At 44.8% G+C, this 14,580-nt stretch carries 12 protein-coding genes; all 12 read right to left on the bottom strand.

What is annotated here, in order from left to right; genetic code table 11:
• On the bottom strand, nucleotides 1–187 hold a 187-nt coding region (locus ACLTOH_RS11780; RefSeq protein WP_412201869.1), incomplete at its 3' end, for a DNA adenine methylase.
• Nucleotides 188–204: 17 nt separating this feature from the next.
• Nucleotides 205–951 (bottom strand): DUF4314 domain-containing protein, encoded by a 747-nt coding sequence (locus tag ACLTOH_RS11775; protein WP_412201867.1) that lies wholly within the window; start codon nucleotides 949–951, stop codon nucleotides 205–207.
• Nucleotides 945–1,247 carry a Fe-S metabolism protein, SufE family gene (locus ACLTOH_RS11770; RefSeq protein WP_178015816.1) on the bottom strand — a complete coding sequence of 101 codons (303 nt, stop codon included), beginning with the start codon at nucleotides 1,245–1,247 and terminating at the stop codon, nucleotides 945–947. Before ACLTOH_RS11770 ends, ACLTOH_RS11775 begins: the two co-directional genes overlap by 7 nt.
• Nucleotides 1,248–1,318: 71 nt before the next feature.
• Nucleotides 1,319–2,950 carry a hypothetical protein gene (locus ACLTOH_RS11765; protein ID WP_178015814.1) on the bottom strand — a complete coding sequence of 544 codons (1,632 nt, stop codon included), beginning with the start codon at nucleotides 2,948–2,950 and terminating at the stop codon, nucleotides 1,319–1,321.
• Nucleotides 2,940–3,548 carry a hypothetical protein gene (locus ACLTOH_RS11760; protein ID WP_215677280.1) on the bottom strand — a complete coding sequence of 203 codons (609 nt, stop codon included), beginning with the start codon at nucleotides 3,546–3,548 and terminating at the stop codon, nucleotides 2,940–2,942. The genes ACLTOH_RS11765 and ACLTOH_RS11760 overlap by 11 nt, the downstream gene beginning before the upstream one ends.
• A 252-nt stretch (nucleotides 3,549–3,800) precedes the next feature.
• Entirely contained in the window at nucleotides 3,801–5,144 is a 1,344-nt protein-coding gene (gene rlmD / locus ACLTOH_RS11755) for a 23S rRNA (uracil(1939)-C(5))-methyltransferase RlmD (protein ID WP_412224157.1), read from the bottom strand.
• Nucleotides 5,145–6,281, bottom strand: coding sequence for a glycoside hydrolase family 105 protein (locus tag ACLTOH_RS11750; protein WP_412123666.1), 1,137 nt, complete (start codon nucleotides 6,279–6,281; stop codon nucleotides 5,145–5,147).
• A 70-nt stretch (nucleotides 6,282–6,351) separates the two neighbouring features.
• A complete protein-coding gene (locus ACLTOH_RS11745; RefSeq protein ID WP_412224156.1) occupies nucleotides 6,352–8,445 on the bottom strand; it encodes a hypothetical protein in 2,094 nt (697 codons plus the stop codon).
• 11 nt (nucleotides 8,446–8,456) lie between these two features.
• Nucleotides 8,457–9,344: a carbohydrate ABC transporter permease gene (locus ACLTOH_RS11740; RefSeq protein WP_178050010.1), complete on the bottom strand. Its 888-nt coding sequence runs from the start codon at nucleotides 9,342–9,344 to the stop codon at nucleotides 8,457–8,459.
• 13 nt (nucleotides 9,345–9,357) lie between these two features.
• Nucleotides 9,358–10,305, bottom strand: coding sequence for an ABC transporter permease (locus ACLTOH_RS11735; protein WP_412224155.1), 948 nt, complete (start codon nucleotides 10,303–10,305; stop codon nucleotides 9,358–9,360).
• A gap of 80 nt (nucleotides 10,306–10,385) precedes the next feature.
• The gene (locus tag ACLTOH_RS11730) at nucleotides 10,386–12,110 is read right to left on the bottom strand and encodes a hypothetical protein (protein WP_412194543.1); all 1,725 of its coding nucleotides are present in this window, start codon (nucleotides 12,108–12,110) and stop codon (nucleotides 10,386–10,388) included.
• Between the two features lie 197 nt (nucleotides 12,111–12,307).
• Nucleotides 12,308–14,578 carry a helix-turn-helix domain-containing protein gene (locus tag ACLTOH_RS11725; protein WP_412224154.1) on the bottom strand — a complete coding sequence of 757 codons (2,271 nt, stop codon included), beginning with the start codon at nucleotides 14,576–14,578 and terminating at the stop codon, nucleotides 12,308–12,310.
• Between the last annotated feature and the right edge of the window lie 2 nt (nucleotides 14,579–14,580).

The raw sequence follows: 14,580 nt of genomic DNA, 5'->3' as shown, positions 1-14,580 counted from the left end.
AGAGGTTTGCAAGATTCGAATTGAAATCATTGTAAACCTCCATACATTTATCCGGTGGCTTTCCAAACAGAACCCATCCGCCTCCGCCAAATACTTCTATGTAGCGGTCATAGTGCTTGGGCATGCGTAAGTAAATCAAGTCACGGAGTGCCTTCTTACCACCTACCCAACTAATAATGCTATTCAATTATGTTCTCCTCTCCTTTATTTTGGTCCCTCCATCTGCTGTACTTCCCCTGCAACCAGCGACTCATCCACCAGCCTTCTGATATTGGCAACTGTCTCTGGCATATCTGTAAAGTTCACATGATGGTCACGTTCCACAAGGGGTGTGTACCAATAATCGTAGGGAATATAGTATTCTCTGATGGCACGCTTCTGCTCCTCTGTAAGCTCGGCATTCCCCTGCACCAATGGTCCTCCCGGTGTAAGGAATGTAGTCCCCCAATGTTCTCCGGAAGATTCCAAGTCCAGCGTTACCAAGGCAAGTGCTTTTATGCCGGACTCCGTTCCTTTTACCACCGCAGGCATCATGACCATTCCGTATTTTTCATCCACATACCCTTCTCCATACACTTCCTCGAATGCCTGATGCATGGCAAGGAGTGTCTCGGCAGCATAGGATGTGTTCTCCGTATTGCAGGACATATTTAAGAGCAGGAAGTCTGTCTTGTCCAAGATTTCATTTACCTTGTCAATAAACGCCTGCTCTTTCTTTTCTGAAATATCGTCCTGCTGTGTAATGATATCAAAACGGTCAACCTCAATATTTAATGCAAGACAGCTTCCATTCTCCCATTTCATATGGATTTTCCCGATGTCATCCACATGGTCAACAACTCCTCTGCTTCCCGGCGGTACTGACTGTTCCCCTTCCATGCTGTACAGACGAATGGGTGTACCTTTCGGATACATTTCTTTAATCCGTGCTATCTCTTCTCTTTTTAACATGATTCTCCTTCCTCAATCTCTTTGATTCTTTTCTTCAGCCGGATACCATCTTTGACCCCCTGCAAGTATAACTGCTCCTGCTTGATACAGCTAATGTCAAGAATGCAGCCTGTCAGTTCACTAATCAGCTTATACTCTTCTGAACCCAGTCCGCCAAATCTTTCCCTTATCTGATTCCACAGTCCAATTTCTTTCTGGGCAAGTTCCTTGACATCTTCCCTCTGTAAAATATCATGCCGGTAACTCTCAATCAGTTCCTGAAAAAACTGATAAAAAATATCTTCTCTCATATCCATAGGTCTGCTCCCTTCTTTTTGTTAGGACACACAATACTACAGACTCTGAAATATATCCAGCACAATATTATTTAGCAGGACATGTCCATTCCCTGCACCTGACTTCCCATCAGTTCTTCCTCCGTCATGACACTCCAGAAGTTTCCGTTGTTCCAGAAGCTGACATAGATTTCTCCGTCCTCCACATCAATGGGACGCTGTTCAAAGCCTTCGCCCCAGCCATCGCTCATCTGTCCGGTCCAGTATTCCTTTAACACTTCGATGTCATTCTCGGTCAGCGGTTCACTGATTTTACACTCCAGCACACCATATAACTCCCCGTCCACAATTTCGACCTTCGGCTGAGCCGACATTACCTTTGCGGCTACCGCCGGACTCCGGTCAAAGTAATGCATGAGTCCTCTTGGTTCTTCCCCTACACAGTATTCCTTTTCAATGGTTTCCGCGATTTCCTCTGCATATGGTGTCAGGTCACTGCGGTATAACTTCCCCTGTTCGAATCCTTCCTCATATAAACCTGCTGTCAGCGGACTGTAAAGCTGGAAAGTTTCATAGCAGCTCTCATCAATCTCCAGCGGATCAGCAAACTCTCCATTGTACTGCTGGTACTCTGACAGTTCTCTAGTGGCTCCCACAAAACCATCCTCCACATAACCGCTTGTTACAAGTGTCCCCTGTCTCTTGTCCGCTGCAAAGGAAGCATAATTGATGTGAGGGAGCAACAACTCATCCACATCAAATAACCCGGACTCCTCCACCATGTACTTTCCATACTCTTCATCGTTGTGTACGAAAGGATTTACTTCAAATTCCCCAAGCAGTTTTGCAAGGCTTGTCACCTCAGTAGGACTGCTAAACCCGGTAAATTCCACCACCATGGCAAGCTGCTTCATCTGCACTTCATCAAAATGCCTTACCGCCTGACACGTTTCATTAAATAATGTCAGTGCCTCCACACAATCAATGTTCTCCGGCATTGGCACCAGAATATCCGGCAGGCGCAGGTTATGTATATCTGTAACCTCCAGCTCCCAGAAATCCATGATCTGCAATCGTTCCTTTACCTTGTTCATGGAACAGATATCGGTAGGCAGATACAGATATTCGGTGTCCCCTGCCTGATTCTGTACCTCGATTGCTGCCACGATTTCATCGGATGCAAAGTATTCCGGGAATGTTTTTCCGTTATATACCTCCTGCATTTCAAAGCCATGCTCCACGAAAACTCCATAGGGCAGGACTTCCACCCTGCTTTCCTTGAACGTCTTTTCCGCAAACTTTATAAAGTTTGTCTGCTGCTTTTCCTCTTCTGGTATGGCTATGAATTCATCCAGATAGAGACGCTTTCCTACCTGCTCTACATCAGAAAAATCTGTAATCAGCGAAAGTCCCTTCATGCTGAAGGTCAGATTGATCAAATCCTGCATCGTTCCCACACCGTAGTCAGTGACATAGGAATACAATACTTTGCGCTCATACTCCGTGAAACAATCCAAACGTTTGGCGAAAAAATTGACCTCATCCATTTTCACGGTCTGCCCCTCGAATTTACAAAGAGGATTATCCTTCTCTGATGCTTCCACCAGCCTGCACACAGGTACGATTTCTTCAATACCGATTCTTTTCATCTGGAAATTTAATTCCGCATCCGACAATGGCAGTTCTATACTTTTTCGGCCACCACTCAGCACCTTAATCCGCATTCCACACCTCCTGCTTTACAATTTCCACTCCGCACTTCTCGATCACAAAAGCATTTACGATAAGCCTGAGTATCTCATCGGGTATCAGTTCCCGATCTGTCAGTTCCGATAATCGGATATGCTTTGTTCCGCTATAAACATCCTTTGCCGCATGAAACAGAATATACTGCTCCAGTGTCACGCCTCCAAGCCTTACCCTGTCAAAGTAAATCCCGGTATCCAGAACATTTTTGCGGACCTTCTCCCATAAAATCTCATCGGCAGACAGTAAAAATACGGCGGCAGCATATCCCGGTGCATACTGCAATGTCTTTGTCCTCTTTCCCATCAGCAGGGAATAGAAATCATTTCTGTGCTTTGGATTACGGAATATCAGTTCCTTATCCACTTCACAAAAAATTTCATCCACCCTTTTCTTCAGATGCTCCATCTGCATTCTGCTGATCACGCAGTCAACGATTTCAGAATAATTTCCCCTGCTCCTCCAGTCCACATCCATCACACAGATACCATATCCTCTCGGTCTGTACCCCGGTGGCTGCTGCATCTGCCTTTCCAGCACCCGAAGTCCCGGACTCACACAAAATAATTTTGACATTTCCACCTCCAAAAAAATAAGGCGGCACCTATTTCATTTCTAAAATAAGTACCGCCTTGCATTCATCCCTGCCCATATTCATTTTTAGTCTCTCTTACCACTCCCTCCTTTTCATTTTTCTTCAAATCACTCCCAAAACCACTTTTTCAGCCCTATGCATCTATAAAATTGTGCAAATGAATCGGGCAAAAACTAGCCAATTTTCGGTCTAATTTTTGCCCTCAAACCACAACATCTTGTGGTCAAACCCTACTATTTCTTCTCTTTTCCACAATACTGCATCATTATCACGCACTCAACATGCTCGGTGAACGGGAACATGTCCACGCCTACGCCCTTCGCCACACGGTAACCTTTCTTCTTAAAATACTTCAGGTCCCTGACCAGTGTCTCGGGATTGCATGAGACGTAGACGATCCGCTCCGGGCCGATCTGGGCTACAGAATTCATGAATTCTTCGGTGCTGCCGCTTCTGGGGGGATCCATCAGGACCACATCGGCCTTCGCGCCCTGTCCGGCCATTTCCACGAGGAATTTCCCGGCGTCGTTCTGGTAGAACTGGATGTTGCGGATCTGGTTTGCCTTGGCATTGTTGCGGGCATCCCGGACAGCATCGGCATTTAACTCCACGCCGATGACCTTGGCGGCCTTGTCACTGGCAATCATGCCGATGGTTCCGGTACCACAATAGGCATCCACCACAGTCTCTTTGCCGGTGAGTCCGGCATACTCCAAAGCTTTCCCATAGAGGATCTCGGTCTGTACCGGATTCACCTGATAGAAGGATTTGGGAGAAATGCGGAACCTCTTTCCGCACAGTTCATCCTCAATGTATCCCTTGCCGTAGATCACATGCTCCTTGTCGCCCAGTACCATGCTGGTATTTCGATTGTTGACATTGATGACCACGGTAGTGATTTCCGGGTGCAGCTTCAGCAGTGCCTTCACAAAATTATTCTTGGAGGGCAGGATTGGGGAAGCCAGCACCAGTACCACCATGATCTGTCCGGTGACATGTCCGGTGCGGATCAGGACATGGCGCAGCAGTCCGTATCCGGTATCCTCATTGTAAGGGCGGATATGGAATGATTTCAACAGTCCCCGGATAGAGACAATGATCTCATCCGCCTTGGCATTCTCGATCAGGCAGCTGTCCACGGGAACGATCCGGTGGCTCTTCTGTTCATAAATGCCGGAGATGGCATCGTGATACCGGTTCTCGCCGAATACCGCATGTACCTTGTTCCGGTAATGCTCCGGGTGCTCCATGGGGATGACACCCTCGACCTTGCAAAAAGGAGCCAGAAGCTCCTTTAATTGCTTTTCCTTATTCTTCAACTGTTCCACATAGGGCTTGTTGATCCAGCTGCACCCGCCGCATTTATCAGCCACCGGGCAGAGACCACTCTTCTTTTTAACAGCCGTCTTTTCCCGGCCCTGTCCTACGGGCACCCGGTTTTCCTTGCCTGCCGTCACTTTAGTTTTTCCCGCCGCATTGGCTTTTCCCGTTGCTTTGGTCTTTCCCGTCCCTTTCGCAGGTCCGGATGTTCTTCTGTCATTTCTGTTATCGTTCTTCATCATTCCGCCTGACTTCATTTAGTCATCCAGTCTTCTCATTTCTGTGTAAGCCAAAAGTAGCGGTCCCACACCCTTGGCATCGTCTTCCACGATGGGCTCGGACATATAATACTCGAAGCTGCCGTCACGCCGACGGTTATCCTCAGGTCCCAGTCCTGCCACGAGGCAGATACCGCCGAGGCTTAAATGTCCGTCCTTCTCCTTCAGATAACGGTCACAGATTCCCTGAAATGCCTTTAATCCATAAGCTCTGTAAGACTCCGGTAAAAATCCAAGTCTCGCACCCTTCAGCAGAGAGTATGCCATGATCGCACTTCCGCTGGTCTCTAAATAATTCGGCTCCTGACCACCCAGTGCTGGAAGCTGGTACCACATACCGCTCTCGTCCTGGAATTTTAACATGGAATCGATCAGATCCACGAATACCTTCTTCAGATTGTCATACTCTGCCTTGTACTCTTCCCCCGGCTCACATTTGCTCAGAGTGTCCAACAATGCCATGGAATACCAGCCCAGTGCTCTCAGCCAGAAATTCTGGGACAGACCGGTCTCCTTGTTACACCAGAATGCCTTTTTGGAAGCATCATAACCGTGATAGTACAATCCGGTCTTGGGATCTCTCATATATTTTACAACATTGGCAAACTGATGAAAAATGTCATCATAGTGCTTCTTGTCATCGAATTTGGTCTCATACTCCATGTAGAAGGGCTGTCCCATGTACATGCCGTCCAACCATACCTGATTGGGATAGATCTTCTTGTGCCAGAAGTTGCCTTCCTCGGTGCGGGGCTGGGTCTCCACCTGGCTGTAGATCAGGTCGATGGCCTTGCGGTATTTTTCCTTACCATTCAGGGCATACAATGCGAACAGAGTCTTGCCCGCATTGACATTGTCAATATTATATTCTTCCACGGAATACTTCGTAATCGTACCGTCTTCCTGTACTCTGTGGTCAATAAATGCATCTGCGAATTCGTAATACTTCTTCTCTCCGGTAGCGTTGTAGATCTCTAAAAGTGCCAGGATCATGCAACCGTCAATGTAATTCCAGCCGGCAGCTTTCCCCTCTCTCGCCTTCTCTATGTTCCATGCGGGAACATCCAAAGTACTCTTCTCGATCAGTTCATCAATGTATTTCTCAAAAATAGGCAGTTGCATGTATTATTTTCCTCCAAATTTCTATTTTACGGCATATAGCTTTATTTTACACTTTATTTTCTGCCTAGTCAATGGGGCTGACAGGGCTCGTACCCGGCAATGGATCAATATTTTCAAATTCCACGATCCATTGTCCGTCATCCGGGAACCCCGGTGTCTGCCTGTCACAACCATCATATCCTGCCGCCATAATTGCTGCTGCCAATAACAGTGATCCATTTCCCGGCAGATACAACGGCAGGTCCTTTCGTCCTGTCTGCCGGTTATTGCCGCTTGTGACATAACAGTTCTTTGGAGATTCCTTCAATAGTAACTCTATTGCTTTCTCCGGCTTTCCTAATCTTACCGCCGTCATCGCCATCATGGCAAAATCCCATCCCCACAGGGTAGGATATTTCCAGCATTCCTCCACCAACTGCAATGTGTTGTCCATAACCGTCCTGTCTATCCGGTCACTGTCGATCAGACCAAAAGCTCCCAGCATAGAGGGGTGATCTCTGTTATACTCCGTAAATGTCGTCGGACAATTTTCATGTGCCAGGTACACGCCGTCTTTTTCCGCCAGTTTTGCTATATGCTCTGCTACCTGTTCCCAGAGTTCTTCCTTTTCCCTGCCGAGTCGTTCTGCCCACCATCCGGCGATCCGCAAGGTATCCCGGAAATACTCCACTTCAAAAGCCGGATTGCACACATCCATTGCCTTATGACATTCCTGTACCGGTATTACCGGAGCACAGATACTGTAGACTTTTTTCACCGGATCCCATCCCACAAAATCTACCATGAAATCAGCGGTTTCCTTCACCAGTTCCCAGTTCTCCTCTAAGAATCTGCGATTTCTTTTTCTGCGATATGCCATTTCCAGCATATAGATAATGTGCGGCTGCTGCCACACCAGCAAGGGCGCAATATTGGAAGGGCAGTCCACTCCTTCCGTGGCGATCATTTTCGGCCATCTTGCTCCTTTGTAGCCGTTTCTTGCCGCATTTTCTCTTGCCTGCTGCAGATGTTCCCTATACCATGCCAGGCTTCTGTCCAGCAGCTCCTCCTGATGCCACAGCGGAAGCCATGCACAATGCCACAGATACATCTCCAGATGCATTTTACCGTACCAGCTGTTACATGTCAGTCCCGTCTCCTGCGGAGGTGTCGAACCACTGGAATTGATTGCCATAAGATACTGTGACAAAATAATCCGCCGTTCCAGTTCCCTTGCTCTGGGGTCAGCGCTTTTATTCAGCTGAATGATACCGCCCCGCTCCCAGAAACGCCTACCCCCTCTTTTGGATGCGTTCATTACTTCCTGTGCAGATAAACATTCTGCCTGCTCTTTTTGTTTTCCTAACGCTATGGAGATGTCCAGTTTTTCTCCATTGGCGAAAATACGAAGGGTATGGCTGCCTTCCTTTCGGATCTTTCCTCCCTGCGCATAGATACCTGCATAATACTCATCCCTGTCCAGTTGTCTCCACAGAAGCATTTTTTCATCACTCGTCTGCAGTATCGTGGTACGGTGTCTGTCGTTCTGTGTCCAATCCGATGCGGTAATATCCGAAGCTCCATAGGGGAAATCCAGCACTATACTAATCTTTTTCTCCTTCAGTGCCTCGCTCTCCAGAGAAAAGGCCAGGATGTCTCTCCCTTCATTGTGACAGGCGGTCCGCACTCTGCAGGCATTGTTCCGTATCTGGAATTCACTGTACAGAATCCCTTCATACAGAACCAGTTCCTGCCGCACCCCGGTGATATCTTCTGCAGAAATGCTCTCCTCTTCCCACTGCAGGCGGACCCTTACCAGATTCAGTCTGTGGGGATTTTCCCGCAGCCAGTTATAGACATCTTCATTGCCCACCTTTTTATCCTGCGGATATTTTAACAGACGTCCTTCTCTGTTTACATATTCCGTCATCACCAGATCATCCAGTGTATAATTGTACTTTTCCCTGCTTACCGGTTTCGTGTGCCATCCCCATTGTGACATTGTACACAACGGGAGTTCCTGATATTCCTCGTATAGCGTCTGCATTCCGGTGATATCCGCCGTAAAAGCAAGTTCTCCGTTTCCTACCGTAAGCGGGGAGTCCGTTGCTATCTCCGTCAGCACCGGATTATGTCCCGATATCAGTTTCTGCCTGTCTATTTTATGTTCTGCGACCATACAAATGCTCCTTATCCTTTTACTGAACCGATCATAACACCCTTTACAAAATGTTTCTGTACAAAAGGATATAAAATAATCAGTGGAATACTACCAAATACAATAATAGCATATTTTAATACTTCAATGTTCGCTGCACGCATACTTTGTTCTGCCGTAGTTGCCATTTCCTCCAAAGCTGCTACCGAATTCATGATATTACGCAGGACTACCTGCAGTGTAAATTTATTCTCTGAAGACAAATAAATAAATGCATCAAAATAGGAATTCCAATGAGCAATGGCATAATAAAGTACCAATACTGCCAAAATAGATTTTGACAACGGTAATACCATATTAACCAGAACCCGGATATCATCGCATCCATCCAGTCTTGCAGATTCCAACATTTCTCCCGGAATGCTGTTCTGGAAATAGGTTCTTGCAATGATCATGTTATATACCGAAATTGCTCCCGGTAAGATCAATGCCCACATACTATCCAGCAGTCCGAGGTTTTTGACATTCAGATAAGTAGGAATCAACGGTGCTGTGAAGATCATAACGAAAATAAACAGAGCGCTGATCACCTTTCTTCCAATAAAATCCTTTACGGACAATGGATATGCCGCCATAATTGTCAATACAATATTTACGCATGTTCCCACTATAGTATATATAATGGAATTTTTATAACCGGTCAGAAGAGACCTGTTGGAAAATATCTCCTTATATGCATCAATATTCCATCCCTTCGGCCAGAAAGATACCTGTCCTCTTATGACAGCGCTTGGCGAAGACAAAGACGAAGCTACCACATTGAGAATTGGCATCGCTACCAACAGAAGACATATCATTAGGAGCACAGTATTTACTATATAAAATATACGATTACTTTTGCTCATAACTTTTCTTTTCATCTTATGTTCCTCCCTATATCAGACTGGTATCGGCAATCTTATCCGCTATTTTGTTTACAACCAGCAATAATATCAGAGATACCACTGACTGGAATATACCAATCGCTGTCGAATAGCTATACTGCATTCCGCTCAGACCGATACGATAAACATACGTTGAGATAATGTCTGAAGCTGCCATGTTTAAATCATTTTGCAAGAGCAGTACTTTTTCATATCCTATTGTCAAAATATGCCCACAGGACATGATCAACAGAATTACTGCTGTCGGCATGATACTGGGAATGTCAATATATCTGATTCTTTGCCAGATATTCGCACCGTCCACGGTTGCTGCCTCATGTAATTCCTGGTCTACCGCAGCAAGCGCAGAGATATAAATTACGGCATTGTAACCCGTTTTCTGCCATACATCAGAGAAAACATATAATGTTTTGAACAATTTAGGCTCTCCCATAAAATGAATGGCCTGTCCTCCCAGATTCTCGATCAGGTGATTCACCGGACCCGTCAGAGATAACATCTGTGACAGAATACCTACGATCAAAACGGTAGAAATAAAATAAGGCATATACGTTACCATCTGTACCGTCTTTCCGAACCATCGCACTCTGACATAGTTCAATGCAATCGCAAGAATTATCGGTGGAAAAACTCCCAATACAATACCGTACACAGACAAGCCCAATGTATTACCCATCAGTCTCCAGAACTGTGGTGACTGGAAAAACATCTTGAAATACTTAAGTCCTACAAACGGGCTGTGCCAGATACCTCCTTTGAAATTGTAATCCCGGAATGCGATCTGCGATCCAATAATAGGCATATATTTAAAAACGATCAGATAAACCAGAGGCAGTGCTACGATCAGATATAACTGCCAATGCCTTTTTATGCTGCGTATTGTATTTTTTCCATGCTGTTTTTTATGTTCCGGACGAATTGTTTTCTTAGGCTTCATTTTCTTCCTTCTTTCTATAAAAGGAGGGCTGCCTTAATGCAGTCCCCCTTGCAAATGTTTCAAAAGGCTTTCCCGATCTCCTATTTTGCAAAAGAAGATTCATCATATGCCTTCTGTAATAACTCCAAATATCTCTCCAGTCCTACATTATTCAGGGCACTGATATAGCCATCCCATTCTGCATCAATATCCTTTGCTCCGGTAATAAACTGCACCATATATTCTTTCTGAACATCCATAACATTGGTCTTAAGCAAAGACATTTCGCTGGAGTCTTCCTGGCTCATATATAAATCCGGCATTACCGACTCTCTGGACTGTCGCACCTTTTCATGTTCAAGAGACGCTCTGTAAATAACCACATTTCGACCATTGACCGGCTTAACATCCTCCGCATACGGATCCGGGTTCGTAGCTTCTGCAAGCAGGAAATCCGGTGTACGCACCAATGCCGTAACCTGATTCAAAGTTACATTGGCTGTGGAAGCATCCAGTTTCTTATAGAGTGCTTTTGTCACACCATCCATGCCTACTTCTGTCGTATCATCATCCAGCATGACATAATTCACACCTTCTTTTCCAAGAATAGCTCTGTATGTCTGCGTCTCAATATAATCCAGCAGACGGAATGCTGCTTCGGGATTACTGCAGCTGCTCGAAATAAATGTCATACCTGTCTGGAACATAACATAAGGATTCCAGGATGCCACGCATTGACCACTCGGTCCTGTCAAAGGTGCCAGTGACTGATACTGCTGCCATTTATCGGAATACGGTTCTGTCGTCAGATCACAGGCATATCCCGGTCTCTGGGCCAGAAATGCTCCGATGACACATTCATCCCCTGCTTCATTTATGTTTACCTGATTATTCTTATCCTGCGTAAAAGATTCTGGGTTTAATAATCCTTCACTATACAGCTGTTTTAAATATTTCAGGCCTTCTTTGTAGTCTTCCTGAACCGGCGCAAACGTCACTTTTCCGTTATCTAAATACAATTTATTTGTCTCAGAAGTCAGTTGGAACGGATTCATTAGAAATCCATCAATCTGTGTACCCGCTCCGGAAGTCACTGTTGACAAAGGAATTTCGTCATTGAGATCTCCATTGCCATTGGCATCCTGCTCCTTAAAAGCTTTCATGACCTGATAAAACTCTTCCGTAGTTGTCGGCATCTCTAATCCCAGATTATCCAGCCACTGCGTATTGATCCACAATTTCATATTGTATTGTACATGCAGGGATCCATCTACATTCGGTAAAGAATAAATATTACCGTTCGGAGTTGTTATATAGTCTCTCAGCCCCTCTATTTCATCCAGTGCCTGCTTATAACCTACTGAAACAGTGTCCAGATAATCGTTTAAAGGTAAAATCAGTCCCTGCTCTCCCAGCGCCTGTTCTGTTGCTTTGTCATAGCGGTTACTACTGCCTACACCAGTTAAAATAATATCCGGAAGATCTCCCGAAGCGAACATGGTGCTCAGCTTTTCCTGTACATTATCTGAAGCCGCACAGGTCTGCCACTCCAAATGGATTCCCGTTGTCTCTTCAAGTTCTTTTACCATTTCATTATCTTCCCAGCTGCCATCCGGATTTGCAGGTGCAAACACCGTCAGAGTCACGGGCTCATTTACAATGGGAAGTTGTCCCGGTTCATTAAACAATGAATTATCCCCTGTTTGTGTCTGACCTGCTTCTGCTCCTGATGATCCTGCTGCCTGTTGGGATGATCCGCACCCGGTAAACATTCCTGTCATAAGCATGCATGCTGTTAAAAGTGCTACAATTTTTTTCTTCTTCATTTTGTGCCCTCGCCTTCTTTTTTTGCTCAGCTCACAGCTTACCGATTTGATTTTTTGTATTTGTACTGTGGCTGCCTTACGCATTTCACAATACAGGCCGAGCACTGAAACAACAACTTGAAATTCCTGATGCAACGTACAAAATCTAAGAAAATGCGCCGTACACTTTCTTAGGTACCGCGCATTTTCTTAGATTTTTATTCTTTCCATGCCGAAGGTGCTATCCCGTAGGCACGTTTAAAGGCCCGTCGGAAGGTTGCGCTGCTTCCGTAACCCACCATCTGAGCAATGGTCTCCATATCCCATTTTCCTTCGGCAATTAATTTTTTTGCCTTTTCCAGTCTTAATTTTTCCAAATAGCTGCTAAAAGATTTTCCCATCGTCTCCTTGAAAAAGATAGAAAAATAGTTTTCTGATAGTCCAAACTCTTCTGCCACCATGGGGACGCCCAGAGATGGATTGCCATAATTTTTCTCCAGATATTCTTCCAGTTTCTGATAGTATATCTCGCTCTTTCTGCTCCTGCTGTGATAATTTTCTTCGCATAGACGCAGGAACTGTGTTTCCAATACTTCCAATGCTTTGGGAAACGACTGTTCCGTCTGTACTTTTTCCAGCAGCTGCTCCGTTTCCATACTTTCTGCCATATTATTACACATTCTTATCAAAGTAGAGGTGATTCCCGATATAACGACTTTCCCTCCATTAGCCGACAGATGTATTTTTCCCAGATTTTCTTCTCTTATTTTTATAAAAATTTCTTTTACCTGCTCTGAATTACCGTTTTTTGTAGCAACCTGTAATTTTTCTTCCATTTCCAGCGGATACCAAGGCATATTCCTTTTCCACAGCTCTCTGCTGTATTCCACTACATTCTGTTTTTCTATTTTTCCCTTATCAGAGCAATATAACGCCTGTTGATAAGAAAATACAATTTCTCGCTTTTCTGTATAACAGCTGCCGATTCCGACATAAACCTCCTCCGCTCCAAGCTGTTTCAGTTTCTCTGCTGTCTGCTCTCCTACAAGCAGAGGTTCCATAGGATTTTCCTCTGTACAATATTGCAGCAATGCTACATGGGTCGGATCTACCGGATACCATATCTGTTCTGTTTCCGTCTCCGCACATTTTTTTGCCGCTGACAACAGTTTTTCTCCCTCCTCACTGCCAAACACCAGTACATAGTAATCCTTCTGCACTAACCGGATTCCGGCATGGGCAGCTTCCTCTATAATATTAAGTTCTGTGTCAAATTCTCCGTTCATTAGTAATGTCAGAAAATTTCTTCTCTCTTTCACGGTCTTTTCCTGTAGCATCGCATTCAAAGACTGATAATCATCCAACAGGGCATGAACTCCCTTCTCCAGATATTCATACTCTGAAATATTTTCCGTTTTATGAATTTCTCTGTCTTCCAGCATAAAAAATCCCTGCATATTGTCAATCAGGTTATGAATCGGTTTGCTGTACCTTAATGCAAAACAACACCCAAGGCCAATTTCCAGTACTGCCCCTGTGAAAAGAATCAACCATGCTGCTCTACGAATTCTTTGAAAATCCTGCATTACTACCGCCATCGGAAGAACGGCCGCAAAATGCATTCCATTTTCTTCCGATGTCTGATTTACCACCAGACAATCTGTTCCATTCCATTTTATCTGCCGGATATCTTCCCCTGTTGCTTCACTTAGAAACAGATCCGTGTTCTCCGGATCATCACCATCCGCATTGATTTTCCCCAGACTTGCAAGCAGTCTGTCCTCTGCATCATAAATCAGAATTCCTCCCTGGCGGCTCAACAGTTGTCCAAACATTTGCTCCAGATTTTCTTTTGAAAGCAAAAATTGTACTACAGCATTTGCTTCCTGCTCCTGTTGAATATAATTCCGCACAGGGTAGGAAAATGTCATTGCCTGCAAAGTTTCTTCCCCTGTATCTATCTCTTCCAGAGGAAACAACTGCCATGTATCCGCCTCAAAACTCTGTTTTCTCCAGGTCTCGAAATCCGTATTTTGATAGGTACAATAATTGTCATAGAAAAACTTATCCCCGACTACCATTCCGCTTTTTCGAAATATCAATTCATTTTTCATAATCACACTGTAATTCTGATAGTGCTCTGAATCCGCAAAGGTCTGGCGAAGCATGTCATTGCATCTGATTAATGCTGCGATATTATTGTCCCCATCCTTCAATCCGTCCAGAAAATAGACCCACTTTAAATCACTGTCGTTTGATACAGAAAAAGCTCCTGCACACATAATATCCAGTTGCTTTTCAAATGCCATGCGGCCTTCCGTTAAGTCATTTTTCATAATTTCACTGTAATAGTTCTCTGTACTATTTTTCCAAAATGAAAGTAGCAAAAATACTGCTATAAACGGTGCAGCCAACAGCGCACCATAAGAAAGCAGCAATGTAGAGTATATTCTCTTCACATGAAAACGTTTTAATTTCTGTCGTGTCATTC

The sequence above is a fragment of the Waltera sp. genome (assembly GCF_046969025.1).
Taxonomy (GTDB): domain Bacteria; phylum Bacillota; class Clostridia; order Lachnospirales; family Lachnospiraceae; genus Acetatifactor; species Acetatifactor acetigignens.
This window is presented reverse-complemented; position numbering and strand designations above follow the sequence as displayed.

Coding starts and splice junctions, on each gene's coding strand:
- ACLTOH_RS11775 (WP_412201867.1), bottom strand. CDS start 951: ATGTTAAAAAGAGAAGAGATAGCACGGATTAAAGAAATGTATCCGAAA.
- ACLTOH_RS11770 (WP_178015816.1), bottom strand. CDS start 1,247: ATGGATATGAGAGAAGATATTTTTTATCAGTTTTTTCAGGAACTGATT.
- ACLTOH_RS11765 (WP_178015814.1), bottom strand. CDS start 2,950: ATGCGGATTAAGGTGCTGAGTGGTGGCCGAAAAAGTATAGAACTGCCA.
- ACLTOH_RS11760 (WP_215677280.1), bottom strand. CDS start 3,548: ATGTCAAAATTATTTTGTGTGAGTCCGGGACTTCGGGTGCTGGAAAGG.
- rlmD (WP_412224157.1), bottom strand. CDS start 5,144: ATGAAGTCAGGCGGAATGATGAAGAACGATAACAGAAATGACAGAAGA.
- ACLTOH_RS11745 (WP_412224156.1), bottom strand. CDS start 8,445: ATGGTCGCAGAACATAAAATAGACAGGCAGAAACTGATATCGGGACAT.
- ACLTOH_RS11740 (WP_178050010.1), bottom strand. CDS start 9,344: ATGAAAAGAAAAGTTATGAGCAAAAGTAATCGTATATTTTATATAGTA.
- ACLTOH_RS11735 (WP_412224155.1), bottom strand. CDS start 10,305: ATGAAGCCTAAGAAAACAATTCGTCCGGAACATAAAAAACAGCATGGA.
- ACLTOH_RS11730 (WP_412194543.1), bottom strand. CDS start 12,110: ATGAAGAAGAAAAAAATTGTAGCACTTTTAACAGCATGCATGCTTATG.
- ACLTOH_RS11725 (WP_412224154.1), bottom strand. CDS start 14,578: ATGACACGACAGAAATTAAAACGTTTTCATGTGAAGAGAATATACTCT.